General features: G+C 54.1%; 17 protein-coding genes and 3 tRNA genes. 8 read left to right on the forward strand and 12 right to left on the reverse strand.

Translation table 11 applies throughout. The features are described 5' to 3' along the window. Positions 1 to 276: 276 nt before the first annotated feature. The 3 genes from nadR to serB form a co-directional block, all read right to left on the reverse strand. The gene (gene nadR / locus P9J57_RS17495) at positions 277 to 1,515 is read right to left on the reverse strand and encodes a multifunctional transcriptional regulator/nicotinamide-nucleotide adenylyltransferase/ribosylnicotinamide kinase NadR (RefSeq protein ID WP_014595284.1); all 1,239 of its coding nucleotides are present in this window, start codon (positions 1,513 to 1,515) and stop codon (positions 277 to 279) included. Between the two features lie 92 nt (positions 1,516 to 1,607). Then, positions 1,608 to 2,990 (reverse strand): DNA repair protein RadA, encoded by a 1,383-nt coding sequence (radA, locus tag P9J57_RS17500; protein WP_013024514.1) that lies wholly within the window; start codon positions 2,988 to 2,990, stop codon positions 1,608 to 1,610. Between the two features lie 13 nt (positions 2,991 to 3,003). Further along, a complete protein-coding gene (gene serB, locus P9J57_RS17505) occupies positions 3,004 to 3,981 on the reverse strand; it encodes a phosphoserine phosphatase (RefSeq protein ID WP_022622281.1) in 978 nt (325 codons plus the stop codon). A 107-nt stretch (positions 3,982 to 4,088) separates the two neighbouring features. Here serB and P9J57_RS17510 point away from each other — a divergent pair, with 107 nt between their 5' ends. Then, the gene (locus P9J57_RS17510) at positions 4,089 to 4,757 is read left to right on the forward strand and encodes a YtjB family periplasmic protein (RefSeq protein ID WP_089517614.1); all 669 of its coding nucleotides are present in this window, start codon (positions 4,089 to 4,091) and stop codon (positions 4,755 to 4,757) included. 128 nt (positions 4,758 to 4,885) lie between these two features. On the opposite strand, the gene yjjG is transcribed toward P9J57_RS17510, so the two are convergent. Genes yjjG through P9J57_RS17525 form a run of 3 tightly spaced genes read right to left on the reverse strand, consistent with a single transcriptional unit; the run spans position 4,886 to position 6,408 of the window. After that, complete coding sequence (gene yjjG / locus P9J57_RS17515; RefSeq protein WP_014595280.1) at positions 4,886 to 5,566, reverse strand: pyrimidine 5'-nucleotidase; 681 nt, start codon at positions 5,564 to 5,566, stop codon at positions 4,886 to 4,888. A gap of 19 nt (positions 5,567 to 5,585) precedes the next feature. Continuing rightward, positions 5,586 to 6,026, reverse strand: a complete 441-nt coding sequence (rimI, locus tag P9J57_RS17520; RefSeq protein WP_014606647.1) for a ribosomal protein S18-alanine N-acetyltransferase — start codon at positions 6,024 to 6,026, stop codon at positions 5,586 to 5,588. Next, the gene (locus tag P9J57_RS17525) at positions 5,998 to 6,408 is read right to left on the reverse strand and encodes a DNA polymerase III subunit psi (protein ID WP_013024509.1); all 411 of its coding nucleotides are present in this window, start codon (positions 6,406 to 6,408) and stop codon (positions 5,998 to 6,000) included. The genes rimI and P9J57_RS17525 overlap by 29 nt, the downstream gene beginning before the upstream one ends. A 105-nt stretch (positions 6,409 to 6,513) precedes the next feature. Between P9J57_RS17525 and rsmC the strand changes: the two genes are divergently transcribed. The 4 genes from rsmC (at position 6,514) to P9J57_RS17545 (ending at position 8,025) form a co-directional block, all read left to right on the forward strand. Next, complete coding sequence (gene rsmC / locus P9J57_RS17530) at positions 6,514 to 7,545, forward strand: 16S rRNA (guanine(1207)-N(2))-methyltransferase RsmC (RefSeq protein WP_029570981.1); 1,032 nt, start codon at positions 6,514 to 6,516, stop codon at positions 7,543 to 7,545. Between the two features lie 161 nt (positions 7,546 to 7,706). Then, a tRNA-Leu gene (locus P9J57_RS17535) sits at positions 7,707 to 7,793 on the forward strand. A 30-nt stretch (positions 7,794 to 7,823) separates the two neighbouring features. Continuing rightward, positions 7,824 to 7,910, forward strand: a tRNA-Leu gene (locus P9J57_RS17540). A gap of 28 nt (positions 7,911 to 7,938) precedes the next feature. After that, positions 7,939 to 8,025 (forward strand) — tRNA-Leu (locus P9J57_RS17545). Between the two features lie 73 nt (positions 8,026 to 8,098). Here P9J57_RS17545 and P9J57_RS17550 read toward each other — a convergent pair. Then, the gene (locus P9J57_RS17550; RefSeq protein WP_014606649.1) at positions 8,099 to 8,335 is read right to left on the reverse strand and encodes a DUF1435 family protein; all 237 of its coding nucleotides are present in this window, start codon (positions 8,333 to 8,335) and stop codon (positions 8,099 to 8,101) included. A gap of 252 nt (positions 8,336 to 8,587) precedes the next feature. Here P9J57_RS17550 and P9J57_RS17555 point away from each other — a divergent pair, with 252 nt between their 5' ends. Next, positions 8,588 to 9,685: a GGDEF domain-containing protein gene (locus P9J57_RS17555; protein WP_029570980.1), complete on the forward strand. Its 1,098-nt coding sequence runs from the start codon at positions 8,588 to 8,590 to the stop codon at positions 9,683 to 9,685. 212 nt (positions 9,686 to 9,897) lie between these two features. Then, positions 9,898 to 10,362 carry a YbaK/EbsC family protein gene (locus P9J57_RS17560; protein WP_014606651.1) on the forward strand — a complete coding sequence of 155 codons (465 nt, stop codon included), beginning with the start codon at positions 9,898 to 9,900 and terminating at the stop codon, positions 10,360 to 10,362. Here the strand turns inward: P9J57_RS17560 and P9J57_RS17565 are convergent. The 4 genes from P9J57_RS17565 to P9J57_RS17580 form a co-directional block, all read right to left on the reverse strand. Then, the gene (locus P9J57_RS17565) at positions 10,359 to 11,579 is read right to left on the reverse strand and encodes an MFS transporter (RefSeq protein ID WP_014606652.1); all 1,221 of its coding nucleotides are present in this window, start codon (positions 11,577 to 11,579) and stop codon (positions 10,359 to 10,361) included. The genes P9J57_RS17560 and P9J57_RS17565 overlap by 4 nt on opposite strands. A gap of 196 nt (positions 11,580 to 11,775) precedes the next feature. Continuing rightward, entirely contained in the window at positions 11,776 to 12,762 is a 987-nt protein-coding gene (locus tag P9J57_RS17570) for a nucleoside hydrolase (RefSeq protein ID WP_015701009.1), read from the reverse strand. After that, positions 12,743 to 13,798, reverse strand: a complete 1,056-nt coding sequence (locus tag P9J57_RS17575; RefSeq protein ID WP_014595275.1) for a LacI family DNA-binding transcriptional regulator — start codon at positions 13,796 to 13,798, stop codon at positions 12,743 to 12,745. The genes P9J57_RS17570 and P9J57_RS17575 overlap by 20 nt, the downstream gene beginning before the upstream one ends. Before the next feature lie 46 nt (positions 13,799 to 13,844). After that, positions 13,845 to 15,239, reverse strand: a complete 1,395-nt coding sequence (locus P9J57_RS17580) for an MFS transporter (RefSeq protein WP_105087779.1) — start codon at positions 15,237 to 15,239, stop codon at positions 13,845 to 13,847. Positions 15,240 to 15,824: 585 nt separating this feature from the next. On the opposite strand from P9J57_RS17580, the gene P9J57_RS17585 reads away from it, so the two are divergent. Further along, complete coding sequence (locus P9J57_RS17585) at positions 15,825 to 16,379, forward strand: histidine phosphatase family protein (RefSeq protein ID WP_014595273.1); 555 nt, start codon at positions 15,825 to 15,827, stop codon at positions 16,377 to 16,379. On the opposite strand, the gene P9J57_RS17590 is transcribed toward P9J57_RS17585, so the two are convergent. Next, positions 16,376 to 17,326, reverse strand: coding sequence for a YncE family protein (locus P9J57_RS17590; RefSeq protein WP_014595272.1), 951 nt, complete (start codon positions 17,324 to 17,326; stop codon positions 16,376 to 16,378). The two genes, P9J57_RS17585 and P9J57_RS17590, sit on opposite strands and share 4 nt — an antisense overlap. Positions 17,327 to 17,788 lie beyond the last annotated feature (462 nt).

The raw sequence follows: 17,788 nt of genomic DNA on the forward strand, positions 1-17,788 counted from the left end.
ATAAACCAGTTAAAAATATTGAACTTACATTTAACAGCAACACACAGAAGAAATGAAATAATATCAGTTTTTAAATACGTAATAATGTTACCTGAGAATTCAAAATCTCTTTTTTTGTTTTCTAATGTTACGCGCGTTATTTGGCTGCACGTGGTTTTTCACGAGCCATTATTTCTCATGTTCAGGTTAGAGAGGGCGCAAATAATATGAATAAAAAATAGCCATTAAAGGGGCGACGTCTTGTTCCTTCCCCGCCCCGGTATGAAGGTAAAAGCCTTAGAGCGGGCCCTGTTCGCCCAGCATTCCTTTCACCAGTTCAATACAGCGCAGGAAACGCGTATCGTAGTCTTCTTCCTGCACATGAACGAAATCGATGTGGTTTTCACCCAGCATCGAGATCAGCATGCTCTGGAACTCACGGCGATCGACAGAGCTGCCCAGGCTGCGCAATCCGTCCGCCACCCAGGGCACGTTATTCTCCAGCAAAATGACCAGGTCAAAGCGATACTCATCAATCATTGCCTGAACAAAAGGATGCTCGCGTCCCTCATACTTTTTGCAAAAGGCCTGGGTGGTGACAAAGTCGGTATCGATAAACGCCACTTTATTGGCATATTTCACCGCAAAATCGATGTACTGTGCATGGCCCAGCGCGATCTTATCGTAGTCAGAATACTGCAGTGCCATCTCATCGCCGCCCAGATGGGAAAAAACATAGTCACGGCCATATTCCCACGCACTGGACGTATTAAAGATGTTCGCCAGCTTGTTCACCAGCATCGACTTTCCGCTCGACTCACCGCCCAGAATGGCCACGGTGCGTACAAAGAAAGGCTTCACTTCGGTGGGAATATACTCCCAGAAGCGGAAGGGATCCTGACGAATCTGCGCGCCGCTGATATTCATAAACGATCGTTTTGGATCGATCAGTATCGTCTCAATGCCCAGGTGCTGTTGATACATTTCGGCATCGGGTGCTTCACTGGTATAGATGCAGTCTGCGGCAATCCCCTGCTCGTCCAGGAAGGTTTTCACCCCTGCACTCCACACATCCCAGCCGTGTGGATAGGGTTCAATGCCCTCTTCATCGAAGGCATGAATGCGAATATTTTTCTGGTACTTGAAGGTTTGCAGTAACCAACGCAGACGATCGCTAACGGTAGGCTGCTGCGACATGGCGCTGTTTTCAAACAGGCTCAGATCGCGCGGCTCGTCGTAGCCCATAATGATATGCAGCTCATCGACCTGACTACAGGCACGCTGGATCAGATAGATATGGCCGGTATGTAGCGGATAAAACTTACCAAATATCACCCCAATTTTTTTGTCGCGACGTGGAAACTCCAGACCGAGAAAACGGTGCAGGGCTTCCAGCTTTTGTGCACTGGGGCTTTTAATTTTCGCGTTAAGCAGTTGGCTTAAGTACCCTTTGGTCATGCCACTGGCATCGGCCACCTGTTGTAGCGTGTGGCCCTGCTGGCGAATGGCCGTTTTTAAATAATCAAACGCCGACATGTGGTGCCTCCTGCAAAAAATGATCAACGACGTGAGGACAGTTGTCCCTCACCGGCCCTTTTGCGCAACGGCAAAAGGGCATTGGGGAAAGCTTAAAGATCATCGAGAATCGCCAGCGCATCCGCCAACTTTTTCGCGCTGTAGACGCGCATGCCCTCAATCGGCTTTTTCGGCGCGTTACCGGCAGGCACAATCGCCCGTTTGAAGCCATGTTTAGCCGCTTCTGAAATCCGTTCCTGGCCGCTGGGCACCGGGCGAATTTCGCCGGCCAGCCCGACTTCGCCAAAGATAACCAGATCCTGCGGCAAGGGGCGATCGCGCAGGCTGGAAACCATTGACAGCATCAGCGCCAGGTCGGCGCTGGTTTCTGTGACTTTCACGCCGCCCACGACGTTGACGAACACATCCTGATCCGCCATTTGCAATCCACCGTGACGATGCAGTACCGCCAGCAGAATTGCCAGGCGGTTTTGTTCAAGCCCGACGGCAACACGACGGGGATTCCCCATCATCGAATGGTCCACCAGCGCCTGAATCTCGACCAGCAATGGCCGGGTTCCTTCCCACAGCACCATGACCGAACTGCCCGACGTAATCTCTTCACCGCGCGACAGGAAAATGGCGGAAGGATTGCTCACCTCACGCATGCCCTGCTCCGTCATGGCAAAAACCCCCAGTTCATTCACGGCACCAAAACGGTTTTTATGGCTGCGCAAGGTGCGGAAGCGCGAATCGGCATCGCCATCCAGCAGCACCGAACAGTCGATACAGTGCTCAAGGACCTTCGGCCCGGCCAGCGATCCGTCTTTGGTGACATGGCCCACCATGATAATCGCCACGCCGCGGGTTTTGGCAAAGCGCGTCAGATAAGCGGCGGTTTCGCGCACCTGGGCGACGCTGCCGGGTGAAGACTGGATATCGGCCATGTGCATCACCTGGATGGAGTCGATGACCATGATTTGCGGCGCTTCCTGCTCGGCGATCAGGCAGATCTGTTCGATGCTGGTTTCCGACAGCATGTTCAGGTTTTCAGTCGGCAAACCCAGCCGATGGGCGCGCATTGCCACCTGCTGTAAAGATTCTTCGCCGGTGACATACAGCGTTTTCATGTTCTGCGCTAAGCGGCACATGACCTGCAGCAACAAAGTGGATTTACCGGCCCCGGGATTACCACCAATCAAAATGGCACTGCCGGGCACCACGCCACCGCCCAGCACACGGTCAAACTCTTTAAAGCTGGTCGAGAAACGGGGCAAGGCTTCCAGGCTGATTTCGGACAGCTTTTGCACCCGACTGGTCCCGGCACTGCCCGCATAACCGCTGAGGCGCTCATTGCGCGCTGCAGCGGGTGAGGCGGCAATCCGTACCTCGGTAATGGTGTTCCAGGCGTGACAGGCGCTGCATTGCCCCTGCCAGCGCGGATAATCTGCGCCACACTCGTTACAAACAAATGCGCGTTTTGCCGCTTTGGCCAAAACAACTCCTCAGTTAACGCTCTTCGTGAATCAGGCTTCCGGTCAGTATGCAAAACACGCCCATTAAATCGGCATGGCGAATGGTGACGGCCGTTTGCTCATTGACCTTCGGTTTGGCGTGGTAAGCAATGCCCAGCGCCGAGGCTTTGATCATCGGCAAATCATTCGCCCCGTCACCCACGGCGACGGTTTGTTCTGGCGCAATCCCGAACCGCTTCGCCAGTTTTTTTAACGTCTCGGCTTTGTACTGGGCATCCACAATCTGGCCCAGCACTTCACCCGTGAGTTTACCGTCGCGGATTTCCAGTTCGTTAGCCGCGATGGACGACAGATGCAGCTTGTCGCGCAGGAACTCCGCAAAATAGGTAAAGCCGCCAGAGGCGATAGCCACCTGCCAGCCCAGCGCCTGCAATTTTTTGGTCAGCGTGGTTAAGCCTGGCATTAACGGCAGCTCATCGCGTACCTGTTTAAGAATATTGGCGTCGGCATCTTTCAGCTTGCCCACGCGCTGGCGCAGGCTGGCGGTAAAATCCAGCTCGCCGCGCATCGCCCGCTCGGTGACCTCTGCCACCTGCTCGCCGCAGCCCGCCAGTCTGGCTATCTCGTCGATACATTCGATTTGGATCGCGGTGGAGTCCATGTCCATGACCAGCAGGCCCGGCGTTTTCAGATGCGGGATTTTCCCGAGCGGTGCCACATCCAGCGCCAGATCGTGCGCCAGTTTGCTGGCAAACGGCGTCAGGGAACCTGCCAGACGAATCACCTGGTAGTCGTCTACGTTCCAGGCACTGACGATCACCATCGCGGCGCCAAGCTGGTGCTGATAATCGGTCAAACGCTGTTTATCCAGGCCGCGACCATAGAGTAACCAGCCGGTTCGACCCGCACGATAGTCCAGCGGCATGACTTCGTCACCGCTGAGTGAAAGGGGCAACCCCGGCCAGAGAGAGACATCAGCAGGCAGATCGCACCAGGTAAGATGATTTGACATCAGGGCTCCTGTAGGAACAACAAAACCACGCAAGAGGCTACCTTGTCTGCGCTGCTTCTGGCAACATAATATCCAGGCTTTCTGTCGTAACGTGATTCGGATAATTAATGGCTAAAACCGCACTGAAATTTCGCTTACATCGCACGGTGATCGTTTTGATTTCGCTGGCGCTGTTAGTGGTGCTTATGCAAGGCGCATCCTGGTTTAGCCTTGGCCATCAGATGGCGCGTTCTGAACAGGCAGAAGAGCTGGCTCAAACGCTGACCCGCCAGGTGGCGTTCAGTCTTAAGCCCCTGATGGATAACAGCGAAGACAACCGCAGTCAGATTGAAGCCATTATTAATCAGATGACCGAAAACAGCCGTATTCTGGATGCGTCCGTCTATGCAGGCGATGGCAGCCTGGTGGCGCACAGCGGCGAAAATATTAACGTGCGCGATCGGCTGGCGCTGGATGGCAAACGCGCGGGAAGCTACTTCAATCACCAAATCGTTCAACCGCTCACCGGCGGCAACGGCCCCGCAGGGTTTCTGCGGGTGACGCTGGATACGCACGTGCTGGTCACCGAATCGCGTCAGGTGGATAACACCACGAATATTCTGCGCCTGATGATGCTGCTGGCGCTGGCGATTGGCATCATCCTCAGCCGTACGTTACTGCGTGACCGCCGCACGCGCTGGCAGCAGTCTCCGTTCCTGCTCACGGCCAGTACGCCTGTGAAAGAGGATGATGATGAGGACGAGAAAAAGGACGATACCGCAACCCCCTCGGTCTGACGCGACGGCCCGGCGCGGTTTACTTTACCGCCTGCCAGACATTGCTCTCATGCCTCACCAACCCACTCGATGAAAAAAGGCCCGTCTTAAGGGCCTTTTCCTTTCCAGATCCGCGTGACGCGCCAGGATCAGCCTTTTAGCAGCGCTTCCAGCTCGGATAACGTATTCACCCGCCAGTCCGGTTTGATCGCTTCGGGCAGCGGGCGCGAGCCGTGGTCGATCCAGCAGGTTTTAACGCCCGCATTCATGCCGCCGAGGATGTCTGATTCTGGCGTATCGCCAACCATCAACACGCGATCGCGTTGCGGATGTCCCATCTGTTCGAGCGCATAGTCAAAAATCCTGGCGTCAGGTTTAGGCACGCCCACTTCTTCTGACACCACCAGTGCAGAGAAGTACTCGAGAAAGCCGGTACGCTCCAGACGACGCTGCTGCAGCGCGGTAAAGCCGTTGGTGATGATGCCCATTTTGACGCGGCCGTGCAGCAGCGTCATCAGGCTGACTGCACCCTCGAGCGGCAGACAAATTTCCGCCATGGCTGACAAAAAGCCATCGTTAAGGATCGCCGGTGCCACGCTGAGTTTCTGCCCCCAGCCGACAAAACGGCGGGTCTGGAGCTCCAGTGCAGACAGCTGGCCATTTTGATACTCCACCCAGAGTGGCTTGTTGACCGCCTGGTAATCCGCAAAATCCTGGTCGGTGAACTGCACATCGTATCCGGCAAACAGACGCTGCAGGCCGGCAAACGAGTCAAAGTGAAACAGCGTGTCATCCGCATCAAACAGGATGCAATCCCAGTTATCTAACATCAAAACTCCTCAGAAACGGCTACAGCGTGAGCGCCATGATCAGTGCATCTTCACGGCCGCTGGCGGTGGGATAATAGTGGGGACGGCGGCTGACCTGGTTGAAATCCAGCTGTTCGTACAGCGCGATGGCGGGTGCATTTGACGCACGCACCTCCAGCCACAATGTCATGACATCGCGCGCAATCAGTTGATCGATTAAATGCTGCAGCAGCGCCCGGCCAAGGCCGCGCCGCTGATAAGCCGGGTCGACAGCAATATTAAACAGCGACGCTTCATCCAGAACCACCTGGGTGATCGCGAAGGCGGCCATCTGGTTATCGACATCCAACCGCAGATTCAGAAAACGTTCGCCCTGATTGCTGTTAAAGGTCTCTTCGCGCCAGGGGAATGCATGGCTGCGACATTCAATAGCAAAGGCCTCGGGAATCGCGTCAGGCGTGAGGAAAGAAATGGCTGTCATGTTCACACATCTGTTGCCAGAGCGCGCGCCGGGCGGCACCGCTGCTAAGCAGTTCATTAAAAGAAGCGCTGGTTAAGGCAACGCCATTAAAGGTTTGTTCGCTCTCAACGCCCAATAGCCAGCCCGCGCAGTTGAGCGTTTCCGGCAGCATTTGCAGCTGGTCAGGCGTCACGGTCATCACCTGTGTCGGTTTAAGACTGAGCGTGTGCAGGACATCACGCAGGATGGGTTCCTGCAAACCTGGCGGATTCTCCGCCACAATAATCAGCTGCGTATCCGGCAAAAGCCGTACGGCGATCTCGCCCTGGAGCACGCGCGGGCGGCGCAGTTGATACTGCGTAATCCCCATTTGCTGTAAAAGCCAGTCGCGCCTGGACGTCATGATATACCTGCTTTGCTCGCTGAATGCGACGCTATGCTAGCAAACCCATCGAACATGCGCCAACAAACCACTATAATCTCCGCTCAGATCTTACAGGAGCCCTACATGTCTGCTTTTACCCCGGCCAGCGAAGTCATTCTGCGCCACAGTGATGAATTTACCGCCCGCCACGTTTTATTTGCTGGCGATCTGCAGGATGACCTGCCCGCACAGCTTGAGACCGCCTCTTCACGCGTGCACACTCAGCAATATCATCACTGGCAAAACCTGAGCCGCCGTATGGGGGAACAGGCGCGTTATGGACTGGTCGCTCAGGCAGAGGATGTTCAGGGCTGCGATACGCTGGTTTACTTCTGGACCAAGAACAAACCGGAAGTGCAATTCCAGTTACAAAATCTGCTGTCTCTGCTGCCGGTTGGCTGCGATGTCTTTGTGGTAGGCGAAAACCGCAGCGGCGTGCGCAGTGCGGAAGGGATGCTGGAGCAGTGGGTGACCCTGGAAAAAATCGACAGTGCACGCCGCTGTGGTCTTTATCATGGTCGTCTGGAGAAGCAGCCTGCCTTTGATGCCTCGGCCTTTGGTAACAGCTACCAGCTGGATGATCTGACCGTTCATACGTTACCCGGCGTATTCAGTCGCGACGGTCTGGATGCGGGCAGCGCATTACTGCTATCCACGTTCACGCCGCACACCAAAGGGAAAGTGTTGGATATCGGCTGCGGCGCAGGCGTGATCGCCGCGTCGTTACCGGCGCATTCACCTAAAGTGCGCCTGTGGCTGTGTGACGTGCATGCCGCCGCCATCGAGGCCAGTAAAGCCACGCTGGCCGCTAACGGCCTGGAAGGCGAAGTCTTTGCCAGTAACGTCTTTTCCGACGTGACCGGGCGCTTTGATATGATTATCTCTAACCCGCCGTTCCATGAAGGCACGCAGACCAGCCTGGATGCCGCCCAAACGCTGATCCGGGGTGCCGTTAAGCACCTGAACAGCGGTGGAGAGCTGCGCATTGTCGCGAACGCCTTCCTGCCTTATCCCCAGGTGCTGGACGAAGCCTTTGGCAATCACGAAGTGCTGGCGCAAACCGGCCGCTTTAAAGTTTATCGTGCGGTTTACGGTCGCGGTGCCAAAGCCCGTTAATACATTTTCTCTGCCTTTTTCGCCGTTTTAGCGCGTCGCCAGGCTGAAAACGTTGCTTTTTGCAGCGATCGTTTCCGTCTGGCGAAATATGTGTTGACGCATTGAGTAAAATCTCTAAAATGCGCCTCCGTGGTTGTAATACGGTAACGTATTGCGGGTATGCGAAGGTGGCGGAATTGGTAGACGCGCTAGCTTCAGGTGTTAGTGTCCTAACGGACGTGAGGGTTCAAGTCCCTCTCTTCGCACCAAAATCACATATTTCATATCGCGAGCACTGCGCGAAGGTGGCGGAATTGGTAGACGCGCTAGCTTCAGGTGTTAGTGTCTTAACGGACGTGAGGGTTCAAGTCCCTCTCTTCGCACCATTGCGGTGATATGAAAAGACAACTCGATGCGAAGGTGGCGGAATTGGTAGACGCGCTAGCTTCAGGTGTTAGTGTCTTAACGGACGTGAGGGTTCAAGTCCCTCTCTTCGCACCAACGTTGTCATTCCCACTCTATTATCCCTGCATTTTCCTTTCCCTTGCGTTACCCGTTTCACTCCCCGGACAGACTACAGCCCGCTGAATTTGAAGCCTGTTGCCGCAATGCCGCCTGCCAGCGCGAGACAGGAAGGCAGCAATACATAGTGCCGCATGCGCTGATTAAACAACATAAGCAGAGTGAGCAATAACGCGATTAACATCACGATGCGCCACTGCTCAAAGGTAGGCTGCCATGCTGTTATTACCGGTATTGCCGCACATGCCAGCATACTTCCCCATGCACTATCCAGTTTGATACCGCGCATTATCTTCCCCCTGACCACCTGTGAGCCCTTTTAGTCAATCCGATATGATAACCATTCCCATTAGCATATGATAATAATTCTCAACTTTCAGCTTGTTTTTTTACAGGCGGGCGGGAAGATGACAGCTAAACAAGAAAATGTTAAATTGCAACCGATTACACTTTTTATAACAGCAATATAATGCCTGTCGACCGGCTGAAATCCTGCGCCGGTTTTTGCTTTGTTATTTCAGGGCCGTCACGAGTATGAATAATGAAAATAGAATCTTATGATGAATTGAAACACAGCAAATACCGCCTCTCGTTGATGCTCTTTTTGTTTTTAAACGCATCCGTTTCGCTATTTTGTCTGCTCCCTTTGGCCGAAAATAATGAAACACAAATCACCGTGCCGGTGATGATGGTGGCGTTCTTTAGCCTGACCATGCTGAGCACGTGTTTAATAAAAACTAAACTAAAATTACCGCTGTTAAATCCCGTCGCGCTCATCCTGGGCGGGCTATGGGCATGGCATATTCAGTATCGCTATCATTCTGTTTTAATTGACGATGGCGGTTTTTTGATTGTCAGTCTGCTGTGCGTTTTTTTTATCAGCGCCATTGCACTGAGCGATTATTTGGTCGCGTTTTGCCTGCACATAACCCCTTCCATGTTAACAGTGCTCATGCTGGATCACGGGCAACATCTGCCGTTGATTTTATTGACGATTGCCTTACCCTTGATTGGCTTTTCATTGCAACATCTGATGCGACGCCGTTCGGAAGACTTTACGCTGCGCTTAATGTATCAATTGTATGAAGAAAAAGAGTCATTCAGCGATCTCAGTATGCTCGATCCCTTAACAGGCTTATATAACCGACGCGGACTGAAAAATCGCCTTGATAACATTCTGGATAATCATGTCGGCAGTCATTATGTGTTGCTGTTAGATATCGATCACTTTAAGGCTTACAACGATAATTATGGTCATGCGATGGGTGATCAGGCGCTGGCACGCGTTTCGGTTGCCATTCGCGATGCGGTACGCTCACGCGATGTGGTAACACGTTACGGCGGAGAAGAGTTTTTAGTATTAATGACCAACGTCAATGCATCAATCGCTATGAAGCTGGCGGAAAGAATTCGCCAATATGTGGTGAATCTGGAAATTCCCCATTTGTTTAATGAGCGCGTTTCGACGCATGTCACCATTAGTGCAGGTATTGCGCCGATTTACGACAATGAATTTGATCAGGCCGTTGCCAATGCTGATCGCGCATTATACGTCGCAAAAAATCGGGGGCGAAATACGATTCTGGCCTGGGAAGATCTGCCCGGTGTTCCCAGCCCCGCGACGAGTGACGTCATATAAGTGCGTGCCGGATAGCCATGTTATCCGGCGGCACTTAGTGAAAACAGGAAGAGATAAAACCGTGCCAGCCCCTTAGCGCCCTCTCGTTTTGCCTCCGCCCTTCCCCAGCCCTCTCGCCGCTATGCATTCTGTTACCTATTCTTTCTCTCTCTCGTTTACACCGCTGCGGGCTTGTGGCAATTTTTACGCCTTCAATTAGCATGGAGAGAAAAATGAGCCTGGAGTCTGTACGCCAGTTTTTTGCCGAGCGTGCGCCGGAAATCGACATCATTGAGATGCCTTACAGTACGGCAACGGTAGAAATGGCGGCTCGCGTTCACGGTGTGGCGCCGGGACAAATCGCCAAAACCCTTTCCCTCAAGGTCAAGAATGAGGTGATCCTGGTGGTGACCCGTGGCGATGCGCGGCTAGACAACCGCAAACTCAAAGCCGTCCTGGGTGCCAAAGCGCGGATGTTAAGCGTGGACGAAGTGATCAACTGGACCGGGCATCCGGTTGGCGGGGTTTGCCCTTTTGGCCTGGAAAATCCGGTCACGGTATATTGTGATATCTCGTTAAAAAGCTTTGATGAAGTGTTGCCCGCCGCGGGCGCGGTTCACAGTGCCGTACGCATTTCGCCGCAGCAGATGGCTGAACTTACTGCGGCAAAATGGGTAGACGTCTGTGAAACGCGTTAATGTGTCTGCTTTGCCATCGCGCCGGAAATTTTAATTCCGCGCGTTTCGCGGCCAAAGGCGACAAAAACACAAATCAATACGGCCACGGTTCCCGCTACGATGGCCATACCGAGCCCGTAGTTGCCACCGTGCGCTTCAGCAATACGTGACTGCAGCGTCGCGTTGACGGACGCAATGAGATTACCTAACTGATAAACAAAGCCGGGCAATACCGCTCTTGCATTCCCCGGCACCAGTTCGTTCAGGTAAGTCGGTATCACGCCCCATGCGCCCTGCACCATAAACTGCATCAAAAAGGCACCAAGACCAATAGCCCATGAACCGCTGGAAAAGGCCCACAGCGGCAGCACCGGCAGCGTCAGCAATGCGGCGATAATAATGGCTTTCTTGCGGCCAATACGTTCAGACAGCGTGCCGAAGAAGATGCCACCCAGCATAGCGGCAATGTTATAGCTGATGGCAATAATACTCACGGTGTGGGCATCAAACTGGTGCTGCACTTTCAGGAAAGTCGGGTAAAGATCCTGCGTACCATGACTAAAGAAGTTAAAGCAGGCCATTAACAGCACCATGTAGATGCAGATTTTCCAGTGCTGGCGCAGTATCGGCATCAGTGCGCTGCTCTCTTTGCGCTCACGTGCCGCCAGCCACACGGGCGATTCAGGGACGTTGAAATAGATAAAGGGTAACAGCAGAATCGGAACAGCCCCGATGAGGAACATGCCGCGCCAGCCCACCGCATCAAAAAATAAACCAAAGACGATGGATGCAAGCAGGTAACCGCACGGATAGCCGGCCTGGAAAAGTCCCGACATCAGACCGCGGGAGCGATCGGGAATGGTTTCCATTGCCAGCGAAGAGGCTACGCCCCAAATGCCGCCCATGGCTATACCATAGAAAATGCGGAAAGCCAGAAATGCAGCGAAGGTCGGTGACCAGGCAGACAGCAGTTCGAACACGGAGAAAAAGACAATGTTCAGCATTAAGATCGGCTTACGGCCATATTTCTCCGCCATCCGCCCAAACAGTAGCGCGCCAATCGGGCGCACCGCCAGCGTTAGCATAATGGCGACGGACACATCGGTGACAGAATTGTGGAAGTACTGAGCAAGGTTACTCAGTACAAACACCAGAATAAAAAAATCGAATGCGTCCAACGTCCAACTGGCAAAACAGGCGAAAGCAACGTTGCGCTGGGTCGATGTCCAGTCAAGCATACACGTCTCCTCTGTGAGACACTCTGGCGCATCGCCCATAACGTTCCTGGCCGCTGTCGGAGAGTGATGTAATTGTTAATCAAATGTATACATCATGTTCTAGAGGAGAGCGTACCGCGCAATTGTCAGGCAGTGGATCAGGCTGTAAGAAAGCGTGTCTGACGGCAGAGAATCCAGGCGACGAATCGCCTGGGTTTTACTCGGGAAGGTGGTTAAAGGCCTGCTCAATGATTGACAGCAGGAGCGCGTTATCCACACTGTGCAACACATGCACCAGCGCGCCGGCGTCAGGCGGAATACCCACGTCCAGACGCAGTGGTTGCCGATAGCGCCAGGTTTTACCGCGCGTCGCGCCCGGACGAAGCTCAATATCAACACGGTAGTCCGTTCCCCATGCCACGCGCTGATTAAGCAGCCAGGCGACGACCAGCGCATCATGGATCCAGCATCCGGCCAGGCGACGGGTTTGCATTGAGTAGTCGATCCAGGGCTGCAAGGTGTCATGCACAAAGCGCGTCAGCGGATGTTCGCGACAGGTCATGCGCGTCAGATCGTCCTGAGTCAGCAGCGTTTGCGTGGTGACATCCATGGGGAGCAGCGTAATGGCGGCGCCGCTGTGTAATACCTGATGAGCAGCTTCCGGATCGATGCCGAAATTGGTGTCTTTGATGTAATCATCCAGCGCAAAAACGCCGCCCATAATCACTATCTCTGCCACCGATTCCGCCATGTCCGGAAAACGCTGCATGGCCAGCGCCACATTGGTGAGTGGGCCAATCGCAATCAGCGTGATTTCGCCGGGGTTATCGCAGATGAGTTGCCCCATCGCCTGCGCGGCATCCGTTGCATCGGCCTCTAACATGGCAGGCTGAGGAACGCCCTGCCAGAGTGACAGCAGATTGAGCTGTTCAACCCGCTTGTCCAGCACAGCGCGCCAGGGGCCGGGATCTTCACACAATGCCTGACGGGCCCCCTGCACGACAGGCACGGCACAGCCCAGCCGTGTCACCAAATCTTTGGCGACCCGCGCACCGACATCACTCGGCGTATTCCCTGCTACGGTGGTAATTAATTCTAACGACAGCCCTGGTGAGGCTAATGCCAGAGAAAGTGCAAGGCCGTCATCCGTGTTCGCCCCTGCAATACCATTCCCCGGATCACAATCAATAATCAGTCTTTTCATTATTTGGTTTATTTACTCTGGCCTGTGATGGCCGACAGCCACAAGATTCACCAATTTCAAGATGGTGTGGAAACGATTCAATGCGTGCCTCGCCATTCCACTGTTTCAACATATGGATAGCGCAGCGTGCCATCTCTTTTACCGGCTGACGCACGGTCGTTAATGCCGGAACGTGATAGGCAGACTGTTCTGTGCCATTAAAGCAGACCAGCGCGACATCTTTCGGCACGCGAATGCCGTGCTGACTCAAGGCGCGGATACAGCCAATGGCCTGGCCTTCGTTACTGGCAAACAGCGCGCGGGGCAGCTTCTGGCTGGCTATCATGCGCAGCGTTGCCTGATAACCGCCCTCACGGGTATAGGTAGTGGGGAAAATCAGTGATTCATCTATCTGTACATTGTGCGCCTGCATCGCGTCACGCCAGCCCTGAATACGATCCTGGGCATTGAGCATATCCAGCGGTCCGCTAATCATGCCGACCTGCTGATAACCATGGCTCAGCAAATGTGCGCACACCTGAAAGGCGGCTTGTCGCTCATCCACCCGTAACATGCTGACCCCGGGCTGCGCTTCAACCCGATCAAGCATAACCAGCGGTGTCCCGCTGGCTGTGATGATATCAATGAAAGGATGGCGATCCACGCTGTTATAAAACAGGCCGTCGACCTGACGATTCAGTAGCCCCTGAATCAGCTCCAGCTCCCGTTTGCGATCGTCGCCTGCATCACCAAGCAGCATTACATGCCCGTGATTGAGCGACTCCTGCAGCAGCATGTGCGCCATCGACGCGACAAAGGGGTTGCTGATATTCGGCACCACCAGCCCAAAGGTTTTGGTGTGGCCTGACGCCAGGGCGCGGGCGGCGGCATTCGGGCGATAGCCGGTTTGCTCGATGGCGGCAAGCACCCGCTGACGGGTGGCATCCGCGACCGGGCGTGGTCCGTTATTAATGACGTAACTGACCACGGCAACCGAGGTCCCTGCGGCTTTTGCCACGTCGTTGCGCGTGACCGTCGTTTTTACCGGTTTCGCCACTTCGCCCTCCTCATCTAATGCCGCTTGCCATGTAACTTCATCGTATTCAGATGGCGTCCTCTGGCAGATTAAGATCGCGCCCGCGCGTTTCCGGTGCCACAAAGGTAGTCAGGAAACCAATGGAAGCCATCGCAGAGAAATAGATCGCAATGGACCACCAGTGCCCGGTGTACGACAGCATCGCCGCCGCCACCAAAGGTGCAGTGCCACCTGAAATAATCGAGCCCAGCTCTTTGGCCACGGCCATCTTAGTATAACGGTGGTTCACGCCAAACAGTTCCACGCCCCAGGCCGCCTGAACGCCAAAGATGCCCAGAGAAGCCAGCGCCATGCCCACCACGATAACCGGGATAACAATCGCAGGTTCGCGCGTATCCAGCAGCGTAAAGGCTGGCCAGGCATAAATCATCAGCAACAGGCAAAAAACCCGATAAACGACCCGGCGACCGAAGCGGTCTGACAGCCAGCCGGCCAGGGGAATAATCAGGAAGCCGAGCAGCGAGGCAATAAAGACCGCCGTGGTCGGCACGGATTTATCGACCATCAGGACCTTAGCGACATACCCGACGATAAAACCCTGCGCCAGATAAGAGGGACCGTTTTCGCCAATACGTAAGCCGACCATGGTCCAGAAAGCACGGGTACGCTGAAAGAAGGGGCGCGTATCAACCGTCTGATGCTGCGTGGCGATAAGGTTCGCCCGCTCCGCTTCCAGTTGCGCTTTCTTGCGCTCGAACACCGGGGTTTCCCGCAGGTTGCGGCGGATCCACAGTGCCACAAGGGCAATGACGGCGCTGCTCAGGAAGGGAATACGCCATCCCCATTCCAGCAGGCTTTGTTTATCCATCTGCACCACCAGCAGCCAGACAAGCGATGCCAGCAGCGTGCCGCTGTTAGAGCCGAGGGCGATAACGGAAGACACCAGGCCACGCCGCTTAACCGGCGCATATTCTCCCAGCATCACGGTTCCGCCGGAAAGCTCAGCGCCTGCGCCAAACCCCTGACTGAAACGTAGCAGAACCAGACAGGCAGGCGCCCAGATGCCAATGGAGGCGTAGCTGGGAATCAAGCCGATTAGGGTTGTGGATGCGCCCATCAGAATAATGGTGGTTACCATGACGACTTTGCGACCTTTTCGATCGCCCAGCCAGCCAAAAAATAACGCGCCGATAGGGCGGGCAACAAATCCAACCGACCAGGTTGCAAAGCTGGCAAGCAGCGCCATGGCGGGGGTTTGTTCAGGAAAGAAAACATCACCGAAGATAATGCCGGCGGCGAGGCCATAGAGTGCGAAATCCGCGTACTCCATTGCCGTCCCTAACCAGCATGAAACCGTCGCGCGCCAAAAATCTTTGCGGCCGGCTGGGGTAATAAACCGCTCATCAGCGGCGGAGGTGGAAGGCTGTGCTGCCTGCTGCGTAACGGAGTGCTGTGGCGTCATAAACGCTGTCCCTTGAAAATATGCAGATCGATAAATGCCATTCCGAGAGACGGTTCCCTGACTACGAGCAGAACGCCCCGGTGGCGACATTCAGTTGGCTAACCATGATGAAAGGAAAGTTAAAGATTCCCTGGTGTTGGAATCCGCAGTATCGCGAGCTTCGCCGCTGTATATTTCAGCGGTCGTATTAATCTGGCGAATGTAACTTGATCCTCGATCGGCCTACCGTGCATCGAGCACCGTGAGCAATCACTGGAAGCTAGTGTATCTACGCGCGTAGATAAATCAATAGCCTTTGAGAAAATTTGTTAGATTTCCTTCACTATCAAGCTTCATTAATATGCCATTTTAAGCGCAAAATCAGGCGGTTAATCCCTACCCGGCGCACAAAAAAACAGCATACACCGGAACCAGAGGCACTTTTCTTTTAACATTAAGCCAAACTGGCTGTCTGACCCTTTCATCGCCTGATGTTGTCGCACATTGGTGTGACTGCCTGATGACAGCACAGGAAGCGATTGCCACATACCGCATCCTCAGATATACCTGACTGGCGCATAAACCGGAGAACGCCGTTAAATCATTATGACCATTATCCTGATGCGACATGGTAAACCTGACCACCCTTTTGCCGGACGTTTAAGCGCACAGGGGCTGGCAGACTGGTGTGAAGCCTATGATCTGTCACTGGTGAGCGATGGCCCGCCCGATCGCAGCATCAGCATCGCCAGAAAAGCGGCGGTTGTGGTCTGCAGTCCTCTGCCCCGCGCCCACTCTTCGCTGGAGCGCCTCGGACTGCATCCCCATCACGTTGATGCGCTGTTCAGTGAAGTCGGTATTCCTTTGCTCCGGGCTGATCGCATTCAGTTACCCACCTTTGTCTGGCAGGCCATCCTGCGCGCCATGTGGTTTTGTGGCTATGCCGGGGAGACCGAGTCGCTGCAGCATGCGCGCGCCCGCGCCTCGCGTGCCGCCGATCGCCTGATCGCCCTGTCGCAGCAGGGTACGGTTTTGCTGCTGGGGCACGGCATTATGAACAAGATGATTGCCCGTGAATTGCGTAAGCGCGGCTGGCAGGCGGAAAAACACGCCAGCAGCCGCCACTGGAGTTCGGCCATCTACCATCGCCCCTTTATTTAACCAATTTGAAAGTAGCTCAGCGTTTCGTAGCCAGCCCCCACCTCGGTTGTCGCAAGAACGGTTTTCTGTACCAGATCAATGACGCTCAGCGTCCGGTTATCATCATGGGTGATCAATAGCCGTTTCTTGTCCGGACTGAAACAGCCATCCAGCGGCTGGTGAGTCAGCGCTATATGCCCCAAAGGATTCAGTAATTCATCAAAAAGCGTGACGATGGGTTCCTGGTGCCCGATCGCCATCAGATACTCGCCATCCGGACTAAAGCGAACCTTCTGACAGGGCTGTTGATGGCCAGGAAGCGCCAGCCGCTGGCGGATTCGATGGCTCTGGCGATCGACGACATAGAGCAGCGGCACATCGGCGGCGCTGGCGATGAGATAGGGATGCCTGGGTGATGCAGTAAGGCCTGAAACCGGGCCGGGCATCAGGATGGTATCAATGACTCGCCCTTCCGCTTCGCACAGGTCAACGACGGTAATGGTGGCATCCTGCTCATTGTCGGTAAAGAGCTTGCGACCGCTGGGCGAAAGCGTCAGGCGATGGGTATTATCAAGCGGAATGGGAATCGTCTTTTCAACGCGGTGGGTAAGGGGATCGATCACCACCACGACAGTAGGATTTTCACAGCACAGATACACTTTGCCGTCGCGCCCTAACTGACCGCTGTGCGGCGCTTGTGACGGTGAGAGGTCGATATAGTCATTAATCGCCCGCTGTCGTAAATCAATGACCGCCACTTTATGGCCAGGATGAGGCGCATCGCCTTGCATATCGTCACCGTACAGAGGGAGAAAAGCCTTTTCCCAGGGCGCGAGCATCAAAAGCTCGTGCAGTCGCGTTGGGATAACGTCCACGGCCTGGCTGACGTCAAAGGTGTCAGGATCGAGAAACAGCGCCCGTCTGGTTTGCCTGTCAATCGCCAGTAATCCTCGAGATTCAAACGGCATGTCATCTCCTTTTCGTCTGTATAGCTAAAGCGTAGACAATGACTGTCAGGCTGCGCACATCTGTAAATTCATTAATCATGCTGAATATTTCACTTATCTCGATTCCGCACTGATGCTCATACTCGCGCACTGTTTATCGGTTTCATGACAGAAAAACGCCCCCTCTGTCGATATAAAGATATTGCCATAGCGGAATAAAACATTAGCGTAAATAAATATTTATTTTTATTTCAGGCGAATGCTTATTTCCGTTTTATCCTAAAGTTTCCATCAGGAATAGCGAATTGTTGAATTGTGTTCTATTAAATAAATGAGTCGCGGCCGCTCACGTCACGCTTGTGCACAGAAACTGTCGTGGCTCGCCATTGAACCATCACCAGGGAAATACAATAAAAATTGCGCAGCGCAGCATGTCTGCGTTTATGGCGGTTTATATACGGGATGACAGCTTAAGCCCTTATT

The sequence above is a fragment of the Pantoea sp. nfd-35 genome (assembly GCF_056892255.1).